The following is a 19,802-nucleotide window of genomic DNA, read 5'->3' as shown; positions in this document are numbered from 1 at the left end:
ATTTAAAATATAAAAGGAAAAAAAATGAAGAAAATAATTCTTATGTTTGTTGCACTTTTTAGTGCTAGTATAGTGTTCGCACAAGGAGACCTGCATCTGTTTGATGTAGACAATAAAAAAGGTGTAATTACACCAACAACAATTGAAAAAGCATTTACAGATAATGGCTTTAGTATCGCCGTCAACAGTGAGATGAATCTTCCATTTAAAAAGCAGTTTCAAAAGACTGACTTTAAAGTGTTTACACTTTTAACTGTGTATCATACAAAACTATCTCAGGATTTAGTGAAAAAACATCCAGATGCCGGTGTATTTACTCCACTTGGTGTTGGTATATATCAAGGTTTAAATGAAGATACTCTGCATGTTTCTACGTTAACATCAGAAGCTCAAGCAAAGATTCTCGGATTTGATGATGAACTATTAAGAACTATAGAAAAAGAGGTACTTAAATCTATTAAAAGTGCCCTTGCAAATGCAAAACATGGCTATAGTGAAGATAGTTTAAAAGAGAGCAGATCACTTGTTTCTAAGTTTGAATTTGAGTTAGATGGTGCAGAGTGGGAAGGTGTGAAAGAAGAACTAGAATTAGGTTTAGAAAACGGCTTTAAACCATTTGGTTTTGTAACGCCAAACTATATGGACTTCAATGCTGAGATGACAAAAGAGGGAACAGTAGAGAGTCCATTTGATTTTTATGTTACTTACTCTATTTGTAAATTAAAAGTTATATACACAGTATCTCAAACACGTCCTGAAGCATCTGCATTTGCACCTTGTACTCTGATGGTATACAAGAAAAAAGATGAGGATAAAGTTGTTCTTGGGTTTCCGGCAGTTTACAACTGGATGAGTAGTGCAAAAGTTGAAGACAAAGAAGCCAAAGCAGTGCTTCAACAAGCTCAGAAGGATTTTGAGTCAATCTTAAAAGAAGTAACAGAATAAGGAATTATAATGAAGAAATTCATATTATTGCTAGCGTTTATAGGTCTTCTTAGTGCTGAAGATGCGACACCAAGAGTTGTTATTGATCTTACAACAAGTAGTGTTGCTAAGTTTGAAAAGAATATTCTAAAGGGAATCGAAGTTAGTAAAACTCACTATAGAAATAATTTAAAAGAGCTGGAAGTAGCAGTTGTTATTCATGGTGAAGCATATAGATATTTTTTAAAAGATCTTAAAGGTACTATCTATAAAGATGATAAAGAACTTATAAAAGTACATGCAGACTTGAAAAAAAGAATTTCTACTATGTCAGAAGCATATGATGTTGAGTTTTTGATGTGTAAAGTTGGAATGGAGAAAAACAAGTTAGAAAAAAACAATTTATTTGACTTTGTTCAATTAGTGCCAACATCTACTATTGGTTTAATAGACAAGCAAAATGAAGGTTTTGCGTACATTCCTGTTCGTGATAATTAGCAACTTTTTAGTTGCTAATTATAGTAACAGTTTTGTGACAATACGAATTTAGACTCCATTTATATCAAAAAAGATAATAGATATCACATTTTTATTAGTTATAATAATTGAATTATTTTAATAGGCAAATTTATATGAAAAAACTACTTTTAATCCTTTTTACATCCACACTTATTTTAGCCGCTACTCCTAAATTTTTAATGCCAGATGAGGCATTTATATCAGATGCAAAAGTTAACTCACAGATGCAGATAGAGGTTACTCTCAAGATTGCTAAAGATATCTATGTATATGAAGAACAGACAAAGTTTTCTCTAAAAGAGGGCAGTGGTATATCTATAGCTAAAAAAGATGGGCCAAAAAGTGTTGAGCATCATGATGAGATGGTCTACTTAGAGTCACCAAGTTTTGTAGTAACTCTGCAAAAAGAGAGTGGCGTCACAGGAATTAAGAATATTGAGCTTAGTTTTTCTTATCAGGGCTGTTCTGAGCAGGGTTTATGTTATGAGCCTCTGACAACGGTCTATAACTTTGATATTGATACATCTAAATTAGATGAAGCATCTATAAAAAAGCCAGAGTTAAAAAGTCTAAATGTTAAAAAAATAGAGACAAAAAAAGAAGAAAAGGTAGAGCCTGTTAAAGAAGAGTTGTCTGAGTCAGATGCTATTGCAGATACTATTAAATCTGGAAATATCTTTGTAATTCTTTTAACATTTTTAGGCTTTGGTCTACTTCTTGCACTCACTCCATGTGTATTCCCTATGATTCCAATTATCTCAGGAGTTATTATCTCTCAGGGTGATGGAATAACAACTAAAAAAGCATTTATGCTCTCTATGGTCTATGTTCTTGCTATGGCAGTTGCTTATACAGTGGCAGGTGTTTTAGCCGGGCTTTTTGGTTCTAACCTTCAAGCTGCTCTTCAGACTCCTTGGGTTATTTATTCATTCTCAGGTGTTTTTGTAGCACTGGCACTTAGTATGTTTGGTTTTTATGAGCTTAAACTACCTGACTCTTTGGTTTCAAAAGTAAGTTCTTCTAAACATAAAAGCGGATTTATTGGTGTAGCAATAATGGGATTCTTATCAGCTCTTATTGTTGGGCCTTGTGTAGCTGCCCCACTGGCAGGCGCTCTTGTATATATAGGTCAAACTGGAGATGCAGTTCTTGGTGGTATGGCACTTTTCTCTATGAGTATCGGTATGGGTATTCCTCTTATCATAGTTGGTGTAAGTGCAGGTAAGTTTATGCCTAAGCCTGGTGCATGGATGACTATGGTTAGTGCAATCTTTGGTGTTATGATGCTAGGAGTTGCTGTATGGATGCTAGAACGTGTAGCTGACGTATATGTAACTATGATACTTTACTCTATGCTGGGTATTGGTTTTGCTATTTATTTAGGTACTTTTGATAAAGATTCACATATATTTAAAAGAAGTGTCGCAGTAATAATGTTTATATACTCAGTAGCTCTTTTTATAGGTGTTTTAGGCGGCTCAACAAGTATGATCAAGCCATTATCATTTCTAAAGCCACAAGTAGTGTCTACTGTTACTAAAATAGAGAGAAAACATACTGAGTTTGTTAAAGTAACTTCAATCGCAGAGTTGGATGAGCTTTTGTCTAAGCATAAAGGCAAAAAGATAATGCTTGATTTTTACGCTGACTGGTGTACATCATGCAAAGAGTTAGAAGAAGTTACATTTGCAAATGAGAGTGTTAAAAATAAGATGGATGAGTTTATTCTAATACAAGCAGATGTTACAGATAACAAAAAAGAGCAAAAAGACTTAAGTAAAAAGTATGGAGTATTCGGCCCTCCGGCAATACTCTTTTTTGATAAAGACTCTAAAGTTATAAAGTCTAAAACTATCATAGGTTTTATAGAACCAGATGAGTTTTTGACACACTTGAATAAGATATAAAAGAGAAAAAATGAAAAAAATAATATTAATAATAAGTTTATTGATTAGTTCCCTGTTTGCTGAAATAAAATGGGTTGAGTATGATGATGCCTTAGAACTTGCCAAAAAAGAAAATAAAATTATCATGGTAATGTTAAGTAGAGAAAATTGTGTAGCTTGTGAATATATGGAAGATATAGTATTTGATGATGATGTAGTTTTAAAAGAGCTTTACAAAGATTTTATTCCTGTTCATATAGATATATATAAAGGTTTTATACCAAATGATGATTTAACATATATGGGAACACCGACATTCCACTTTTTAAATAAACATGAGAAAAAAATAGGTAGAATCGATGGTGGTGTAAATAAGAAAGATTTTTCTGATAAACTAAAAGAGGTTAAAGCAGCAGCTAAGTAGTAGCAGGCTTTAACTCTAAGTTACTTAATATTACTCGTTGAGATAAACGAAGCAAATTTTCTGGCGTACTCGTTCTCATGTTTTATAGCTATGTCAGATGCCAGCTCTTTATCAACTACATCACCTAGAATCTGTTTGAAAATAGTTTTGATTTTCTCTATGTCATCTTTGTTTTCAAGTCTTCTTCTAAGACCTACAACATTTAAACCTTTTACAGTTGCTTTGTTGCCCTCTACAAGAGTAAATGGCGGAATGTCATGGTCAACACAAGAAGCTCCACCAATCATTACACCAGTTCCGATAGTGTTGCCTGCTTCTATAGTACTAAGACCACCAACAATCACTCTCTCTTCACACTTAACATCTTCATAAAGTCTAACGGCATTTGTAAGAATACAAAAGTCTCCAGTGCTTACACCGTTAAGGATTTGAACATATCCCATAAGGAAGTTATTCGCACCGATAGTTATCTTTTTATTAGTTCCATCTTCTCTTTCTTGAGCACCAAGTTGTACAAACTCTCTAATATGAGTTTTTTCACCTACTTCAATGTCAGAAGTATCATTACCAATTGTTGTAAAACTAAATACTCTTACATTTTCGCTAAGTGTAAGTTTACCTTTTAGTATGATGTTTGATTCCAAAATACATCCAGACTTTAGTTCTACATCTTTGCCAATATTACAAAACGGTCCTATTGTTACATCATCTGCTATTTTAGCACCATCTTCTATTATTGAGCTCTCATGAATCATTTGCGATCTCCAGTGTGATTATGCTGTCTTCTACTGTAGCCAAAGAGCCAATGTTACCAGTATTAAGATAGTTAACAAATGCTTCAAGCTCATCACTAAGAGCATTGCTTCTAGCAACAAAACAGTTTCTTGTTGTATGAGACGAAGCATCTATGTTGATTCTCTCTTTTAGTGTTTGAGAAAGCAGGTCAGCTTCAAAGTATTTTATCTTACTGTTGGCATCTACTCTACAAGCTACGGCAATACTTCTTTTTCTATATGGAGTTAACCAGTTTGTTGTAATGTCACCAACAACTGAGCCTTCAAGCTCAAATGCTAAGATGGCATTATCTTCATGTGTTTTGTGGATTTTTTGAGATTTAAAAACTGCACTTTTAACTATATTTTTTTGAGTGATAAATCTAATAAGATCACTATCATGAACAGATAAATCAGTTAAAATTCCAACATCTGCGATTCTCTCAGGAAATGCTCCACTACGAGTAATAGATATAGATAAAACCTCATGTTTTGATATTTCATTTATAAGAGCCTTAACAACAGGATTGTATCTCTCAATATGACCAACACAGCTTTTAAGGTTTTTTGCTCTTATAGCTTCTGCCATTATCTTGGCATCTTCTACACTTGAAGCAGCAGGTTTTTCTATAAACATATGCACATCGTGTTTAGCACAGATAAGAGCAGTCTCTTTATGTAAAAATGTAGGTGTTACGATGATAACTGCATCTGGTTTAGTCTCAATTATCATAGTCTCAAAGTCTGTAAAAAATGGTTCTTTATACTCATTGCTATGATGCACATCACAGAGACCGACTATTTTTGCACCTTCTACATTTTTTAGAGTTTTGTAGTGGTTTTTACCCATTACACCTAAACCGACTATTGCTATGTTTTGCATTATTCGCCTTTTATTGACTTAACAATAAAGTCTTGTTGAGCCTCTGTAAGATATGGGCTCATAGGAAGTGACATGATTTGAGTTGATACTACTTCGCTTATAGGGAAGTCTCCCTCTTTATATCCAAGATATATAAATGCTTCTTGGAGGTGAAGTGGAACAGGGTAGTGAACAGCAGTTGGAATCTCTAAAGCACTTAGTTTAGCCACTAACTCTTCTCTGTCTTTAGCTCTTACAGAGTACTGTGCATATACACTTGTGCAATCTTGTGCAATACTAGGAGTTATAACATTAGCATCTTCTAAAAGGTCGCTGTATCTACTTCCAATATCATCACGAGCTTTTACTTCTTTGTCAAAATGTTTTAGTTTTACATTTAAAACTGCAGCTTGAACAGCATCTAGACGCCCATTGATACCGATGTATTTGTGTTTATATCTTTCATTTTGACCGTGATTTAGAAGCATTCTCATCTTAGTTGCAAGTTCATCATCATTTGTGAAGATTGCTCCACCGTCACCGTAAGCACCAAGTGGTTTAGACGGGAAGAAACTTGTACAACCTATAGTTGAAAGGTTACAAGATTTTTTACCCTTGTAAGTTGCACCAAAACTCTGACATGCATCTTCTATTACAGGAATGTCATGTTTTTTAGCTATCTCATTGATAGCATCCATGTCCGCACACTGACCGTAAAGTGAAACAGGCATAATAGCTTTAGTCTTATCTGTAATAACATTCTCTATTTTAGTAGGATCAATGTTGTAGCTCTCTTCGTCAATATCAACAAATACAGGTTTAGCACCTAAAAAAGCAATAACTTCAGCTGTAGCAATAAATGTAAAAGGAGTTGTTATAACTTCGTCACCTTGTCCAATGTCTAAAGCCATTAGAGCTAGTAAAAGAGCGTCAGTTCCACTACTACAACCGATAGCGTGTTCTGCACCAGTATAAGTTGCTAAGTCTCTTTCAAGCGTGTTTAATTTTTCTCCGCCTATAAACTGAGCCGAGCTAAATACTTCTAAAACTTCACTGTCTATCTCTGATTGATACTCTAAATATTGTGCTTGTAAGTCTATAAAATTAATTTTCATTTTTGTCCTCTATAATTGCTGCTATGTTTTTTGAACTACCGTGTTTTAAGTAGGCTCTTAGACTTTTTGAATCATCTAAAAATGTACTTCTGTCATACTCGTTAAAAGCTTTGATGAGATTATCTGCTGTTACATCTTCTTGAATAAATTCCGGATGCAAGTCCCTGTCATTAAACTGTGTAAACATGATGTTACTAAGACCGATATGGCTTAGTTTAACCAGTTTAGACGCTATGAAGTAGTCTAACGGTTTGGCAATGTAGCTAAGCACGAAAGGAGTTCCTATGAGTGCTGCTTCAAGTGTTGCCGTTCCACTACAGATAAACGCAAAGTCCGCTTCATAAAGAGTCTTATGTGCATCGTGAGCTATTTTAAAACCTGAAAGGGTACCATAAAGCTCTTTTATATCTTCTTTTGTGAAGTGTTTTGGAATTATAATAGTCGATTCAACCCCAAGTTTACGGCTTACTTTCTCAAAAATTGGCATGAGTTTTTTTATCTCGCCCTTACGACTTCCAGGCATAAAAGCAACACTTTTTACATTACTACTAAGTTCTTGTTTAAACTCTTTAATGATATCAAGCAGTGGATGCCCAACGTAAGTTATGGGAGCATTTTTTGAGTAGTAGTTCTTCTCAAAAGGAAGTATAGATGCTAAATGGTCTATTGTACGTTCTAGCACAGGAATACGCTTTTTCTTCCATGCCCAAGCCTGAGGTAAGATATAGTAGATTATCTCTTTATTTGGGTAACGTTTTTTTATCTTTTTAGCCAGTGGAAGATTAAAGCCTGATGAGTCTATAAGCAAGACTTTGTCCGCATCTTGGGCTAAGTCTACCATCTGAGCGTTTAGCTTGAAAAAGTAGCGTAGCTTTTTTATGGCATCTACAAAACCCATGATTGCTAAACTTCTCAGGTCTACTATAGAATCACCCAAGTCACTGTCAAATATCCCGATAAACTCTGTTTCATCACTAAGCTCTTTTTTGAGAGACTTCAGATGCATATTTGCCGAATGTTCTAAGGCACTAACTAATACTTTCATGATCCACCGTCTCCATGTGTATGATAAGTGTCATCATATCTCTCCCCATTTTTGTCTTCAACATAGTCTGTCATATAAGTTACTAAGTTCTCTATATCGGCATCGCTTAGTGAAGTAGCAAAAGCTATCATCATCTCTTGTTGTTGGTTATCTGATTTTTTGTCACGAAATCGTTTGAGTTTGTATGTAAGAAATCCTCTCGCACGATTGGCAAGACGAGGATACATATGCATCCCTTCAAGCTTAGAACCATGACAAGAAAAACACCCTTTTTCCATATAGAGTTTTTTGCCAAGTTCGTAAGATGAAGAGGCGTAAGAAAGTGTGAAAGTCAGTAAAATAAGTAGTAAAAAACGCAACTAAAAACCTCAGTATTTATAATGATGCAATTATATCTAAAAGATTATATTAAAGATTATATTTACCTCTAACGCATCTAATATTACACCTACCTCTTCTGTTAGTCTTATATGTTTGACCATTTTTAAAGTCAATATTTATTACATTTATAATATTCGCGGATAGGTTTGGGGAAGATGTCCAATAATGATAAGATTGGATATTTTTAAATCCAAACTTTATAGCTGGGTCATATTTGCTTTCATCTACTATAGATTTTAGTTCTTTAAGCCTTGGTAAATACCAGTCATCATACCCAGCAAAAACAAGACTTCGACAATACTGTTTTGCATCTTTGCGATTTTTTCTTATAGTTTTAGCATCAATATTATCTTGCCACATCAAACCTGTATTCTTATCTATTACCAACTCTTTTGAATCATCTCTAACTAAAGCTATTTTTGGCTTAGACTCTGTGACTTTTTTATCTTTGTTGGATGATTTACCTAAAACTATTTCATAAGAGAAAAGTGTAGTTAATATTAATGTAAATGTTATCAATAATTTCATCATTTTTTATGTCTTTTTACATTGAATTAAGTTATGTTTAGAGCTTATTGCTTGTATTATATCAATTATATACTTTATTGTATTACTAGGACAATAGGATTTAAAAGCTAACTTTGATTGATCTGAAGTTATACAAAAATGTGACTAATTATTTAAAATCTATATTTTCGTATCTATTATACAACCACTCAGCTACTGCTTGAGCTTCTTGTGCGTTTAGCTTACCTTTTAAACTAGGCATCATTTCAAATCTTTCCATCATCTCAACATGACAAGATTCACAGTTTTTTTTGTATACCTCATAACCATCTACGCCAAAGAGTGCAGAACTTAAAAGTAGGGTAGCAAGTAGTGTCTTAATCATTAGTAGCTCTTTTTAATTTATAAAAACTATATTACATTTGTGTAATTAATAAATAATACTTAAAAATTTTTCTTAGTTGATAAAGGTATAATTTGTATAAAAATAACAAGCTATTATATTAAAAATAAAATAAAAGGATAAGACATGAGCGAACCGACTCTAGAAAGTATTGATGATTACAATACATTAAGCGGAGAAAAAAAGAAAGTTGTTTTTGCAATAGTGATTTCAAGTCTTATTATGGGCATTGTTTACATGCTAGCAACAAGTTTTATTTCTCATGAAGAACCGACTTCAGCAGATAAAACATTTCAAAAAGTTCCAATGAGATAAGAAGTTTCGATACAATATCAAAAAAATTAAGGTCATAAAATGTTAATGACAGTTGTCACTATCTATACTCTATTTGTTTTAGTCTCAATCTATACAAGTGTAATGCAAATCGGCTATGTAAATTTAGCAAAAAGAAAAAAAGCAGTCTTACTATCAGATGCAGACTTCCTAAAAGCGGGTAACTATGCCGTCGCTAAAGAGAAGATGAGTATAGTAAGCTCATTTATAGACTATATTATGTTTATAGCTTGGATGGGATTTGGTATCTCTTATCTGTCTGGTAGTATGATTTTTGAAAATGATGCATTGATGAATATTGCTATTGTTATGGGCTTTATTGTAATCAACTCAGTTATCTCACTGCCTTTTGCATACTATGAAAAGTTTGTGCTTGATGAGAAGTTTGGTTTTAACAAGTCAACTATGGCTCAGTGGATAAAAGATACTCTTATCTCGTTTGTGATGACTCTTGTTCTTGGCTCTTTAGTAGTGTGGGGCATCTACGCGATTATCTCAAACTTTGACCTTTGGTGGTTATGGAGTTTTGTATTTATCTTTGGTGTTGTTGTACTTATAAATATGCTTTACCCAGCATTTCGTGCAATGTTTTTTGACAAGCTTACTCCATTACAAGACGAAAAACTAGATGCTGAGATAAAAAGACTTATGGACAAGACAGGCTTTGTAAGTTCAGGTGTATTTGTAAGTGACGCAAGTAAGAGAGATGCAAGACTAAATGCATACTTTGGCGGTTTTGGAAAAGCTAAGAGAGTTGTGCTTTATGACACACTGATAGAAAAGCTAAGTACAAAAGAACTTTTAGCTGTTTTAGGACACGAACTTGGACACTTTGCACATGGCGATATCTATAAAAACATAGCTCTTGTTGGTGCTATGCTTTTTGCTATGTTTGGTATCTTTGGAAATCTTCCTGAATCTCTTTACTTAGAGATGGGTATCTCTCCTGCACCATATCTACTTATGATACTTCTTATACTATTTATGCCTGTATTAGGTTTTATCATGATGCCTATCATGGGAATTGTCAGCCGTCATAATGAGTACGAAGCAGACAAAATGGGAAGTGAATTGGGTGGAGAAGGTGGAGCAGTTGAGCTTGCTAATGCACTTAAAAAGCTTGTAACTGAGAACAAGAGTTTTCCACTTTCTCATCCTATATATATCTTTTTTCACTATACTCATCCTCCTGTTTTAGAGAGACTAAAAGAGCTTGGTGTTGATGTGGGAAATATAGATAAAAGTTCTTTAGAGGGCAAATGCGAAGCCAACATATAGTTAAAGATGTTTTAACAGATATTACTTCAAAGCTTAAGCCTTTTATAGAGCGAGCATCTAGAGAAGCGCAACTTCTTTTGATGATGCATCTGCAAAAAGATGAGCTTTGGCTTATCACTAACCAGAGTGCTGAAGTCTCAAATGTAGATAGACTTTATGAATGGGTAGAGAGACGAGCTAAAAATGAGCCTCTTGAGTACATCACAAACAGCGTGAGCTTTTACTCACAAGAGTTCTTCATTGCTCCAGGTGCTCTTATCCCTCGTCCTGAAACTGAACTTCTTATAGATGATGTTTTAAAGAACTTCCCAGACACAGATGCCAAAATGACTTTTATAGAGGTTGGAATCGGTAGCGGCATCATCTCTATAGTTTTAGCACAACACTATAAAAATGCTAAATTCATAGCTGTGGATATTTCACCGGCTGCACTCATCATTGCAAAAGCAAATATAGAGAAGTTTGAGATGCAAAACAGAATCGAACTTCGTCTTGGTTCACTTTTAGAACCTGTTGATGAACATATTGATTACCTTGTTTCAAATCCTCCATACATAGCAAATGAAATCCTTTTAGAATCAAACCTTTCTTATGAACCTCAAAATGCACTTTTTGGCGGAAATATCGGCGATGAAATCATACAAAACCTTCTTGATGAAGTCTTAAAGCGAAATATTAACTTTTTTACTTGTGAGATTGGTTATGACCAAAAGGATAGAATACGTGATTATTTGAAAAACACAGATTTTGACAGTTTGGAGTTTTACAAAGACTACAGCGATTTCGATCGCGGTTTTACATTAAGAACATAAAGGTGGTGACAGTTTTGAAAAAGAGAATATACGTAGATTTTACTTACTTGATAATGCTAGCGGCTTCTTTTGGTGCTGTTATCATTTTGGGTGCTGTTGTTGCACCTGTCATTTTTCACTCTGATAAAATTCTCGTAGACATGACTCTTGATCACTATCATTCTGGAGTACTAATGGGTGAAGTCTTTCATAGATTTAGCTATTGGTTATATGTCGTAGCATCTGGAGTTTTACTCTATGAAGCTGCGATGTACAAGATGGGTCAAAGAGATGCCATAGCTTTTGCAAGTGCAGTAACGGTTGTTTTCTCATCTCTGATGTTTAGCGCCGTCTACTCTCCAAAAATCTTATCTATGCAAGCAATCGGCGTAGAAGCTACACAAAGCGATACATTTCAAAATATCCATATGGCAAGTGAACTTGACTTCAAAATATTAGCAGTAGGCTTAATCGTTCTTTTTATAAGAAGGCTAATGCTGCTTAGACTTTCGTAAAACTTTCCACTTTTATATTCCCCTTTAACTTTTCTACATTTTCTACTTTTAAATTAAAACATGCATATATTAGAAATATTCCATAAACTTAACACTTCTTTAACATTTATAGTATATGATTATGTAAATTATAAGAACAGGAGATAGAATGAAAAAGATTATTGCTGGTATATTAGTACTGAGTACTTTGGTTTTTGCTGGAATGGGTGAGCCTAAAGGTGATGCTCAGGGAAACAATCAGATGGAGATGTTTCAAAGTGTAGATATGAATAAAGTTACTATCATGCAGGGTGGAAAAGCAAAGATGTTCTGTCCTGCTTGTGGGATGAATCTTCCAATGTTTTATAAGACAAATCATGCCGCTAACAACGGTGAGCATGTAGAGCAGTATTGTTCTCTGCACTGTTTGGTAGAGACAAACATGAAAAACAAAGGTATATTAAAAGACATAATTGTTGTTGATGTTACAACTCTTGAGTTTATAGACGCAAGAACTGCTAGCTATGTTGTAGGTAGTAGTAAAAAAGGTACTATGAGTATGGTCAGTAAGTATGCTTTTGCTAAAAAAGAAGATGCCCAGGATTTTGCTAAGAAGTTTGGCGGTAAAGTTGAAAACTTTGATGAAACATATAAAATTGCTTCAAATAGTATGGAAAAAGAGATGAAGATGATTGCTGAGAAACAAGCGATGATGGCTCAAAAAGGTGAGATGATGTACAATAAAATGTGCAAAAAAACTGACTTAAAATTCAAATCAACTGCTGAGGCTAAAGCTTATATTCAATCAAATAAGCTTTGTGGAGATATGAGTGGTAAAAAACTTCAAGCTGTCGGAATCTACTTAGGTAGAAGATAAAAAATATTAGAATTACCAAGGCTATGAAGTCATAGTTTTGGTATTTTTCAAGTTACCATAAATAATTTCAGATAAAATAATACTTCTTGTTAATTAAGGAATTATATGACAACAATAAAAATATTTATTTTAATTACTCTACTAATTTTCTCTTCATTAAATTTAAATGCAAACAATTTTTCTAAAGAAGCTTCAAAAGAACCTGTGCTTGTTCAAAAAGGAGATGAAAAACATTGGTGTCCGGTCTGTGGCATGAGTCTAAAGATATATTACAAAACAAATCACACATCACAACTTCAAAATAAAACCTCAAGACAATACTGCTCTATGAGATGTCTGGTTATGGATAAAAAAGAGTACGGTATCGACAGTAAGAGCATACAAGTTGTAGACGCAACAACGGAGATGTTAATAGATGCAAAGAGTGCTTATTATGTTATTGGTTCAAAAGTAAAAGGAACTATGAGCAAAGTAAGCAAGTTAGCTTTTGCTAAAGAAGAAGATGCAAAAAAACATGTTCAAAAGTATAAAGGAAAGATAGTCTCTTTCGACGAGGCACTAAAATCTGCACAAGAGTCGCTTTTCTCTGACATAGAGTCTATAAAAAATAAAAAGATTAAAAAACTCTATCCGATGGGTAAAAGAATATTTGAAAAAATGTGTAACAAAGATATAGATGTAACAAACTATATAGAGATAAATGAGCTAAAAGCAGATATAAAAAATAAAGAACTATGTAAGCCTTTAAATGAGGAAAAGCTTCAAGTTCTTGCGCTCTATCTGTGGGAAGTAAAACGCTTTGGTGACTTGGATAATATAGAGGGTAAAATTCATGTAACCGAAGATGAAAAGTGTCCGATTTGTGGAATGTTTGTATATAAATACCCTAAGTGGGCAGCACAGATTTTTTATGCTGATAGACATTACTCATTTGATGGTGCAAAAGATATGATGAAATACTATTATGAGCATAAAGAGGGCATCTCTAAAATATTAGTTACAGATTACTACTCTCAAAAAGCTATAGAAGCCAGAGAATCTTACTTCGTCTTTGGCAGTGACGTTTACGGACCTATGGGAGATGAGCTTATACCTTTTGAAAAACTCTCGGATGCTAAAACTTTTAGTATGGATCATAAAGGTATTAAAGTCTTAAAATTTGACGAAATAAATGCGCTTGAAGTACATAAACTAGATGAATAAATATAAATACACTCAAAAGACTCCTCGTCTGTTGTTTATACTAGCTTCTCTAGTTGCTATTTTAATAGCAGAGGGTATTTATCTTAATGCAACAAAAACTCTCAGTCTTGAGTCTCAAAACAAAAGAAAAGAGTTTGTCAGTATAAGCGGACTTCCAGATCTTGCAATCTCTACGGAAGCTACTTTTATAAGACACAGGAGTATGAGTGATATGTTTTCAATATATAAAGATGATGGAAGTCTTAGAGAGTATTTTCCATCGACTTATGCTTACTCTCACTCACACATCATAAATGGACAGACAAATGCTAAGTAAAATCAACTTCTACCTCATTGAGTATGCAATAAATGCGATACTTAGACAGAAGTATAAAAGCTTTTTTATTACTACTGTTTTGACACTTCTTGTCTTTCTTTTGACAAGTGTATTTTTCATAACAAACTCAATAAAGTATGAGCTGGACTCTACCGTAGATGCTCTTCCAGAGATAGTGGTTCAAAAGATTAAAGCAGGAAGACATTACGATATAGATGTAGAGATACAAGAAGAGATTTTAGGGATTACAGGTGTAATAGATGCAGTGGCTCGCGTATGGGGCTACTACTACTTTGAAAATGCCGGTGTTAACTTCTCTGTTGTCGGGGTAGATGAGTTTGAAAAGCAGTATAAAAACTCACTTACAAATGTAGTAAAGAGTGGAGAGCTAGGTGAGAGCCAAAATAGCTTTATGGTAGTTGGAAGCGGAGTTAAAAAGACGATGCATAAAAACTACTACAAAGAGTATTTTAACTTCATAAAACCAGACGGAACACTTAAAAAAGTAGATGTTGTAGGTGTCTTTGACGGTGACACTCAGCTGGAATCTAACGACATGATAGTTATGTCCAAAGAGAATGTGAGAGAGATATTTGATATAGATGAGTCAAAAGCAACTGACATAGTTGTAAAAGTATCAAACCCAGATGAAGTGCAGACTATTGCATCTAAGATAAAACTAATTTTTCCAGATAGCAGGATAATCACGAAAAATGATCTTAAAATCTCTTATCAAAATATCTTTGACTATAAGAGCGGTATATTCTTAGCGCTTTTCATCATCTCACTTTTTACATTTTTCATCATTATATACGATAAGGCGAGCGGACTCTCAAACGAAGAAAAAAGGGAGATAGGAATACTAAAAGCTATTGGCTGGAGAGTAGATGATGTACTTAAAGAGAAGTTCTATGAGGGGTTTATAATCTCTTTTATAGCTTACATCGTAGGTGTGATTTTAGCCTTTGGATTTGTTTACATCTTACAAGCTCCACTTCTACAAAATATATTTACAGGTTATTCACAACTAAAGACTTCGTTTGAACTACCTTTTATCTTTGATGTTCAAACACTATTTTTGGTCTTTTTTCTAAGCGTTCCTATCTACATAGCAGCGACTATTATCCCATCATGGAAAACAGCTACTTTAGATGCTGACGAGGTTATAAGATAAATATGGCAAATTGTAATACTATTTCAGCTTAATTTTAAAATGAGGTAGTATTTGTAGTAAGTTCAAATAATATTATTTAAGGAATTAAAATGCCAATAATTAGAAATACAAAAATACAAAATATAAAAAATGAAATCAACAAATCTAAGGTATTTTCTATAAATGACTTTAAGTTTGAATTTCCTGATGATGGAAATGTTTTAGCAAGCATACACTTTAGAGCTTTACCAAATTATTCTTTCAATATTGAAGAAAATACAGTGAGTAATGGAATTTATGATTTTGCTAATACGCTAGCAAATAAAGAATATGAAAAAGTTTTACAAACAATTGAAAAGCCAGGTAAAGATAAAAATATAGAAATAAATAATCATGAAAATATTGATGAGTGTATAGAAACAATTTATTCATGGCTTATATATTTAGATGAAGATTTAAAAAATAATATTGAATTCGATATAGATGACATAGCTGATATTGAAGACTTTGAAATAAAGTTAAATGAAAAATTCACAAATGATACAGAGAAGTTTACAGAAAGTGAAAAAGTAGAATTAACTAATAGGTTAGAAGAATTACAAAAAAGAATAGAAAAGCTAGAAGAAAGTTCTAGTTCTAAAAAGTCAATAGAAATTCTTGAACAAAGTAAAAATGAACTACAAACGTATCCAAAAAAATCTTGGTGGTTAAAATTTTACAATAGAACAAGAAGTGTAAAAAATGTTTTAGAACTTAGCAATGAATTACAAAATCAATTTATGACTCTTTTGGAAAATTTTAAATAATGCAAAATTTAACTACAGAGTTTTTATTATATACCACCCCTAACAGTGATGTAAAAGTTGAAATATATATGCATGATGAAACTGTATGGTTACCACAAAAAAAGATAGCTGAACTTTTTGGAGTAGATGTAAGCACAATTAATGAGCATCTTAAAAATATTTACAATAGTTATGAACTAGAAGAGGAAGCAACTATTGGGAAATTCCCAATAGTTCAAATGGAAGGTAAAAGGGAAGTTAAAAGGGAAATAAACTTTTATAATTTAGATGCCATTCTCTCAGTGGGTTATCGTGTCAATTCCACAAAGGCTACACAGTTTAGAATTTGGGCTACAAAAATACTAAAAGAGTATATCATCAAGGGCTTTGCTATAGATGACGACAGACTTAAAAATGGTCGCTATTTTGAAAAAGACTATTTCAAAGAACTTCTTGAAAGGGTTCGCTCCATTCGTGCGAGTGAAAGAAGAATATACCAGCAAATTACAGATATATTTGCAGAGTGTAGTATAGATTATGATAAAAATGCAGAGACAACAAAAAACTTTTATGCAAGTGTTCAAAATAAATTTCATTTCGCAATAAGTGGACAAACGTCAGCAGAAATTATTTATGAAAAGGCAGATAAATTAAAACCATTGATGGGACTCCAAACTTTTAAAAACTCTCCAGATGGTAGAGTTTTAAAGTCAGATACAGTAATTGCCAAGAACTATCTTAGTGTTGATGATATAAAAAAGCTTGAAAGAGCAGTAAGTGGATATTTTGATTATATAGAAAGAATGATTGAAAAACACACAACTCTTACAATGGAAAAAATCTCAAACTCTGTAAATAAGTTTCTTGAATTTAACGAATATAAAATTCTTGAAAATAGTGGTAAAATTTCAAGAAGTCAAGCCGAAAAAAAAGCTTTTGGTGAATATGAAGAATTTAACAAAATACAAAAAATAGAATCTGATTTTGACAAAGAAATGAAAAAGATTTTAAAAAAAAGCAGTCAATAAATGATAGAGTTAATAAATATAACAAAAACATACGAGATAAATAAAAATAATGTCGTCACTGCACTCAAAGATATAAACCTTAAGGTAGAAGAGGGTGAACTTATCGTGTTAAAGGGTGCTAGTGGTAGTGGAAAGAGTAGTATTCTCTCTCTTATTGCAGCACTTTCTAAACCTACAAGCGGTGAGGTTATCGTAGATGCTAAACATATCTCAAAACTTCCTGATAACTTTGCATCTGAGTATAGACGTGACAACATAGGTTTTATCTTTCAAAAGTATAACCTCATAACTACTCTTAGTGTTAAAGAGAATATTCTGCTTCCTTTAGTCCCACTAAATCCAGATGCTGATGAGGCAAATGAAAAACTTCAACGTGTAATGGATATGTTTAAAATAGAGCATAAAGAAGACGCTTTCATTAAAAACTTATCCGGTGGAGAACAACAGCGTGTTGCGATTGCCAGAGCAAATGTTAATAATCCTAAGATTATAATAGCCGATGAGCCAACAGCAAATCTGGATGAGAAACTTTCACTTCACTTTATAGAGATTCTTCGTGAGCTAAAGGCTCTAGGTAAAACTATCGTAGTCGCAACTCATGATCCACTATTTTTTGGTCTTGATTTTGTAGATAGAGAGATAGAGATGCATAATGGTGTCTTAGTTTGATTCTCACACCAGAAGTCTTAGCCATATTTATACTAAATGCACTCTTCGCATTTTTTGGCATCATCGCATTTATTTTGAGTGTGAAAATCTATTTTGGATGGGATTTAAACTCAGTTAGCAAGAAGCAGTACAAGCTTGAAAAATTAAGCTATCTCGGTGCTACTATCATCAAATATATATTTATCATTAAAGTTCCTCTATTTTTGTTTTTTGTATTTACTCTGGATAAAATATCTAACGTTCTAACAGGAGCTATGTGTGGAGCTGGAGTAGTTGATGCTACAGATACCGGCACGGCTCTTTTTGTTTTAAAAATCATTAACTTGTATATATTTGCTTACTGGATTGTACTTCATAATGAAGATATGAAACATGAAAACCAACCATTTGTAAAACAAAAATTTGGCATTTTTATCTTGGCATTTTTCCTTTTTATGGCAGAATTGATTATAGAGGGAATTATGTTTGGCTCTATAGAGATAGATAAAATGGTGAGTTGTTGCGGAACTCTATATTCTAGCTCTTCAACTTCTGCGATTTCTAGCATATTTGCTCTTGATACTACTTTTCTTTTGAGCCTTTTTTATGGAATATTTTTACTTATAATCTTTTTTTATTTTATAAAAAACAGGTATCTATTTGCAATAAGCAATGCTTTTTTTACAATAATATCTTTAGTGACTCTGATTGTCTTTTTTGGAACTTATATCTATGAACTTCCTTCTCATCATTGTCCTTTTTGTTATTTACAAAGTGATTACTATTTTGTAGGTTATCTCATCTATACTCTCCTATTTTTGGGAACTTTCTATGGTCTTGTTGTCGGATTTATAGAATCCAGCAAAGAAGATAGAGACAAAAGCTACAAGAAATCTGTCATATTTAACACTCTTTATGTTATATTACTGAGTTCATTTGTAATGATATATTTTATAAAAAATGGAGTTTGGCTTTGATTGTTAAGTACCTAAAAGTTTTATTACTTCTTGTGATTGGAGTAGTGTTTTTAGCTTGTGAGAAAAAAGCTGAAACTGGTGTGGCAGAAGTCCACTGGGATAGAGATATGTGTAGTAGATGTGTTATGGTTGTAAGTGATAGAAAAAACACTGTACAAGTAAGAAACCCAGATACATCTAAGACATATATGTTCGATGATATTGGTTGTATGGCTCTTTGGTTTGAAGAAGAGAAAATAGAGTGGAAGAACAAAGCTATAGTATGGGTCACAGATTTAGAATCTGGAGAGTTCATAGATGCAAGGGCTGCGTTTTATGACACAAATAATATTACACCAATGGCATATGGGTTTTCTGCTCATAAATCAAAAAACAGTATCAAAAAAGATGAAGAAATCATCTCTTATGATGAAGTTATTAAAAGAGTAGTAAAGATAGGTCAATGAAATTAAAGCTAAAAAACATAGATATGTTTAAAGATTTGGATGATGATACAATCCAAAGAATAGAAAAGTTAACTACTGAGCATACTATTTCAAAAGACAACATAGTTTTTTATGAAGGAGATGACTCTAAATATCTATATCTTTTAGTTCACGGAATCATTAAACTATATAAGACTTCATCAAATCATAAAGAGATAGTTTTAAAATATTTTCACGAAAATGAACTTATAGGTGAGGTAGCTAACTTTGAGCAAATACCTTATCCTGCGACAGCTAAAGCATATACAGATGTCGAAATACTAAAAATAGACTTCAGTAGTTTAAAAGAGATTATATACTCAAATCCAGAGTTATCATTTATTATTCAAACATCTTTGATTAAAAAGATTAAAAATCTTGAAGTTATAATCTCTACAAACTTGGTTTTAGATTCTAAAGAGAGAGTAGCTAAGTATATCTACAATCATACTGATGATTTTTTTACTACTAAAAATATTATAATAGCAGAGATTTTAAGTGTATCTCCAGAGACTCTCTCAAGAATACTGAAATTCTTTAAGGACCACGATATTATAGATATTAAGTCTAAAAGAATAGACAAAGAAGCGTTAGTACAATATTTCGAATAAGGGTA

Annotated in this window: 25 protein-coding genes; 18 read left to right on the top strand and 7 right to left on the bottom strand. The window is 32.9% G+C overall.

Features of this window, described 5'->3' with window-relative positions; all coding sequences use genetic code 11:
- Window positions 1–24 precede the first annotated feature (24 nt).
- The 4 genes from SMGD1_RS00265 (at window position 25) to SMGD1_RS00250 (ending at window position 3,753) form a co-directional block, all read left to right on the top strand.
- Window positions 25–945 carry a DUF302 domain-containing protein gene (locus SMGD1_RS00265; protein ID WP_008338308.1) on the top strand — a complete coding sequence of 307 codons (921 nt, stop codon included), beginning with the start codon at window positions 25–27 and terminating at the stop codon, window positions 943–945.
- 9 nt (window positions 946–954) lie between these two features.
- Window positions 955–1,422, top strand: a complete 468-nt coding sequence (locus SMGD1_RS00260; RefSeq protein ID WP_008338564.1) for a DsrE family protein — start codon at window positions 955–957, stop codon at window positions 1,420–1,422.
- A gap of 134 nt (window positions 1,423–1,556) precedes the next feature.
- The gene (gene dsbD / locus SMGD1_RS00255) at window positions 1,557–3,350 is read left to right on the top strand and encodes a protein-disulfide reductase DsbD (RefSeq protein WP_008338305.1); all 1,794 of its coding nucleotides are present in this window, start codon (window positions 1,557–1,559) and stop codon (window positions 3,348–3,350) included.
- Between the two features lie 10 nt (window positions 3,351–3,360).
- On the top strand, window positions 3,361–3,753 hold the full coding sequence (locus SMGD1_RS00250; protein WP_008338626.1) for a thioredoxin family protein: 393 nt from the start codon (window positions 3,361–3,363) through the stop codon (window positions 3,751–3,753).
- A gap of 20 nt (window positions 3,754–3,773) precedes the next feature.
- Here the strand turns inward: SMGD1_RS00250 and SMGD1_RS00245 are convergent, their stop codons facing one another.
- The 7 genes from SMGD1_RS00245 to SMGD1_RS00215 all read right to left on the bottom strand — a co-directional run bounded on the left by SMGD1_RS00245 (window position 3,774) and on the right by SMGD1_RS00215 (window position 8,821).
- On the bottom strand, window positions 3,774–4,508 hold the full coding sequence (locus SMGD1_RS00245) for an acyl-ACP--UDP-N-acetylglucosamine O-acyltransferase family protein (RefSeq protein ID WP_008338198.1): 735 nt from the start codon (window positions 4,506–4,508) through the stop codon (window positions 3,774–3,776).
- Entirely contained in the window at window positions 4,498–5,409 is a 912-nt protein-coding gene (locus tag SMGD1_RS00240; RefSeq protein WP_008338494.1) for a Gfo/Idh/MocA family protein, read from the bottom strand. The genes SMGD1_RS00245 and SMGD1_RS00240 overlap by 11 nt, the downstream gene beginning before the upstream one ends.
- Window positions 5,409–6,503 carry a DegT/DnrJ/EryC1/StrS family aminotransferase gene (locus tag SMGD1_RS00235; protein ID WP_008338473.1) on the bottom strand — a complete coding sequence of 365 codons (1,095 nt, stop codon included), beginning with the start codon at window positions 6,501–6,503 and terminating at the stop codon, window positions 5,409–5,411. The genes SMGD1_RS00240 and SMGD1_RS00235 overlap by 1 nt, the downstream gene beginning before the upstream one ends.
- A complete protein-coding gene (gene lpxB / locus SMGD1_RS00230; protein WP_008338169.1) occupies window positions 6,493–7,548 on the bottom strand; it encodes a lipid-A-disaccharide synthase in 1,056 nt (351 codons plus the stop codon). The genes SMGD1_RS00235 and lpxB overlap by 11 nt, the downstream gene beginning before the upstream one ends.
- Window positions 7,545–7,907: a c-type cytochrome gene (locus SMGD1_RS00225; RefSeq protein ID WP_008338574.1), complete on the bottom strand. Its 363-nt coding sequence runs from the start codon at window positions 7,905–7,907 to the stop codon at window positions 7,545–7,547. Before SMGD1_RS00225 ends, lpxB begins: the two co-directional genes overlap by 4 nt.
- A gap of 49 nt (window positions 7,908–7,956) precedes the next feature.
- Window positions 7,957–8,460, bottom strand: a complete 504-nt coding sequence (locus SMGD1_RS00220) for an Lcl C-terminal domain-containing protein (protein WP_008338649.1) — start codon at window positions 8,458–8,460, stop codon at window positions 7,957–7,959.
- 145 nt (window positions 8,461–8,605) lie between these two features.
- Window positions 8,606–8,821: a c-type cytochrome gene (locus tag SMGD1_RS00215; protein WP_008338416.1), complete on the bottom strand. Its 216-nt coding sequence runs from the start codon at window positions 8,819–8,821 to the stop codon at window positions 8,606–8,608.
- A gap of 144 nt (window positions 8,822–8,965) precedes the next feature.
- On the opposite strand from SMGD1_RS00215, the gene SMGD1_RS00210 reads away from it, so the two are divergent.
- From SMGD1_RS00210 to SMGD1_RS00145, 14 genes are all read left to right on the top strand, one after another.
- Window positions 8,966–9,154, top strand: a complete 189-nt coding sequence (locus SMGD1_RS00210) for a hypothetical protein (protein WP_008338332.1) — start codon at window positions 8,966–8,968, stop codon at window positions 9,152–9,154.
- 39 nt (window positions 9,155–9,193) lie between these two features.
- Window positions 9,194–10,450: a M48 family metallopeptidase gene (locus SMGD1_RS00205; protein WP_008338566.1), complete on the top strand. Its 1,257-nt coding sequence runs from the start codon at window positions 9,194–9,196 to the stop codon at window positions 10,448–10,450.
- A complete protein-coding gene (gene prmC / locus SMGD1_RS00200) occupies window positions 10,432–11,262 on the top strand; it encodes a peptide chain release factor N(5)-glutamine methyltransferase (protein ID WP_008338449.1) in 831 nt (276 codons plus the stop codon). Before SMGD1_RS00205 ends, prmC begins: the two co-directional genes overlap by 19 nt.
- A gap of 14 nt (window positions 11,263–11,276) precedes the next feature.
- Complete coding sequence (locus SMGD1_RS00195; RefSeq protein ID WP_008338212.1) at window positions 11,277–11,756, top strand: DUF4149 domain-containing protein; 480 nt, start codon at window positions 11,277–11,279, stop codon at window positions 11,754–11,756.
- Window positions 11,757–11,904: 148 nt separating this feature from the next.
- The gene (locus SMGD1_RS00190) at window positions 11,905–12,612 is read left to right on the top strand and encodes a nitrous oxide reductase accessory protein NosL (RefSeq protein ID WP_008338401.1); all 708 of its coding nucleotides are present in this window, start codon (window positions 11,905–11,907) and stop codon (window positions 12,610–12,612) included.
- Between the two features lie 105 nt (window positions 12,613–12,717).
- Window positions 12,718–13,815, top strand: a complete 1,098-nt coding sequence (locus tag SMGD1_RS00185; protein WP_008338491.1) for a nitrous oxide reductase accessory protein NosL — start codon at window positions 12,718–12,720, stop codon at window positions 13,813–13,815.
- Window positions 13,808–14,131, top strand: a complete 324-nt coding sequence (locus tag SMGD1_RS00180) for a hypothetical protein (protein WP_008338329.1) — start codon at window positions 13,808–13,810, stop codon at window positions 14,129–14,131. The genes SMGD1_RS00185 and SMGD1_RS00180 overlap by 8 nt, the downstream gene beginning before the upstream one ends.
- The gene (locus tag SMGD1_RS00175) at window positions 14,121–15,305 is read left to right on the top strand and encodes an ABC transporter permease (RefSeq protein ID WP_008338567.1); all 1,185 of its coding nucleotides are present in this window, start codon (window positions 14,121–14,123) and stop codon (window positions 15,303–15,305) included. The genes SMGD1_RS00180 and SMGD1_RS00175 overlap by 11 nt, the downstream gene beginning before the upstream one ends.
- 89 nt (window positions 15,306–15,394) lie before the next feature.
- Window positions 15,395–16,090, top strand: coding sequence for a hypothetical protein (locus tag SMGD1_RS00170; protein ID WP_008338648.1), 696 nt, complete (start codon window positions 15,395–15,397; stop codon window positions 16,088–16,090).
- Entirely contained in the window at window positions 16,090–17,097 is a 1,008-nt protein-coding gene (locus SMGD1_RS00165) for a virulence RhuM family protein (protein ID WP_008340293.1), read from the top strand. The genes SMGD1_RS00170 and SMGD1_RS00165 overlap by 1 nt, the downstream gene beginning before the upstream one ends.
- Window positions 17,098–17,766, top strand: coding sequence for an ABC transporter ATP-binding protein (locus SMGD1_RS00160; RefSeq protein ID WP_008340291.1), 669 nt, complete (start codon window positions 17,098–17,100; stop codon window positions 17,764–17,766).
- Window positions 17,763–18,722: a hypothetical protein gene (locus SMGD1_RS00155; protein WP_008340289.1), complete on the top strand. Its 960-nt coding sequence runs from the start codon at window positions 17,763–17,765 to the stop codon at window positions 18,720–18,722. Before SMGD1_RS00160 ends, SMGD1_RS00155 begins: the two co-directional genes overlap by 4 nt.
- Window positions 18,713–19,168: a nitrous oxide reductase accessory protein NosL gene (locus SMGD1_RS00150; protein ID WP_241761408.1), complete on the top strand. Its 456-nt coding sequence runs from the start codon at window positions 18,713–18,715 to the stop codon at window positions 19,166–19,168. Before SMGD1_RS00155 ends, SMGD1_RS00150 begins: the two co-directional genes overlap by 10 nt.
- Window positions 19,165–19,797: a Crp/Fnr family transcriptional regulator gene (locus tag SMGD1_RS00145; RefSeq protein ID WP_008338388.1), complete on the top strand. Its 633-nt coding sequence runs from the start codon at window positions 19,165–19,167 to the stop codon at window positions 19,795–19,797. Before SMGD1_RS00150 ends, SMGD1_RS00145 begins: the two co-directional genes overlap by 4 nt.
- Window positions 19,798–19,802 lie beyond the last annotated feature (5 nt).

The organism is Sulfurimonas gotlandica GD1 (assembly GCF_000242915.1).
In the GTDB taxonomy this organism is placed as follows: Bacteria; Campylobacterota; Campylobacteria; order Campylobacterales; family Sulfurimonadaceae; genus Sulfurimonas; species Sulfurimonas gotlandica.
The sequence above is the reverse complement of the archived record's forward strand: the minus strand, read 5'-3'. Positions and strand labels throughout refer to the sequence as shown.

Bases quoted from the DNA above. Each gene is read 5' to 3' on its own strand.
- SMGD1_RS00265 (WP_008338308.1), top strand. From the start codon at position 25: ATGAAGAAAATAATTCTTATGTTTGTTGCACTTTTTAGTGCTAGTATA.
- SMGD1_RS00260 (WP_008338564.1), top strand. From the start codon at position 955: ATGAAGAAATTCATATTATTGCTAGCGTTTATAGGTCTTCTTAGTGCT.
- dsbD (WP_008338305.1), top strand. From the start codon at position 1,557: ATGAAAAAACTACTTTTAATCCTTTTTACATCCACACTTATTTTAGCC.
- SMGD1_RS00250 (WP_008338626.1), top strand. From the start codon at position 3,361: ATGAAAAAAATAATATTAATAATAAGTTTATTGATTAGTTCCCTGTTT.
- SMGD1_RS00245 (WP_008338198.1), bottom strand. From the start codon at position 4,508: ATGATTCATGAGAGCTCAATAATAGAAGATGGTGCTAAAATAGCAGAT.
- SMGD1_RS00240 (WP_008338494.1), bottom strand. From the start codon at position 5,409: ATGCAAAACATAGCAATAGTCGGTTTAGGTGTAATGGGTAAAAACCAC.
- SMGD1_RS00235 (WP_008338473.1), bottom strand. From the start codon at position 6,503: ATGAAAATTAATTTTATAGACTTACAAGCACAATATTTAGAGTATCAA.
- lpxB (WP_008338169.1), bottom strand. From the start codon at position 7,548: ATGAAAGTATTAGTTAGTGCCTTAGAACATTCGGCAAATATGCATCTG.
- SMGD1_RS00220 (WP_008338649.1), bottom strand. From the start codon at position 8,460: ATGATGAAATTATTGATAACATTTACATTAATATTAACTACACTTTTC.
- SMGD1_RS00215 (WP_008338416.1), bottom strand. From the start codon at position 8,821: ATGATTAAGACACTACTTGCTACCCTACTTTTAAGTTCTGCACTCTTT.
- SMGD1_RS00210 (WP_008338332.1), top strand. From the start codon at position 8,966: ATGAGCGAACCGACTCTAGAAAGTATTGATGATTACAATACATTAAGC.
- SMGD1_RS00205 (WP_008338566.1), top strand. From the start codon at position 9,194: ATGTTAATGACAGTTGTCACTATCTATACTCTATTTGTTTTAGTCTCA.
- prmC (WP_008338449.1), top strand. From the start codon at position 10,432: ATGCGAAGCCAACATATAGTTAAAGATGTTTTAACAGATATTACTTCA.
- SMGD1_RS00190 (WP_008338401.1), top strand. From the start codon at position 11,905: ATGAAAAAGATTATTGCTGGTATATTAGTACTGAGTACTTTGGTTTTT.
- SMGD1_RS00185 (WP_008338491.1), top strand. From the start codon at position 12,718: ATGACAACAATAAAAATATTTATTTTAATTACTCTACTAATTTTCTCT.
- SMGD1_RS00180 (WP_008338329.1), top strand. From the start codon at position 13,808: ATGAATAAATATAAATACACTCAAAAGACTCCTCGTCTGTTGTTTATA.
- SMGD1_RS00175 (WP_008338567.1), top strand. From the start codon at position 14,121: ATGCTAAGTAAAATCAACTTCTACCTCATTGAGTATGCAATAAATGCG.
- SMGD1_RS00170 (WP_008338648.1), top strand. From the start codon at position 15,395: ATGCCAATAATTAGAAATACAAAAATACAAAATATAAAAAATGAAATC.
- SMGD1_RS00165 (WP_008340293.1), top strand. From the start codon at position 16,090: ATGCAAAATTTAACTACAGAGTTTTTATTATATACCACCCCTAACAGT.
- SMGD1_RS00160 (WP_008340291.1), top strand. From the start codon at position 17,098: ATGATAGAGTTAATAAATATAACAAAAACATACGAGATAAATAAAAAT.
- SMGD1_RS00145 (WP_008338388.1), top strand. From the start codon at position 19,165: ATGAAATTAAAGCTAAAAAACATAGATATGTTTAAAGATTTGGATGAT.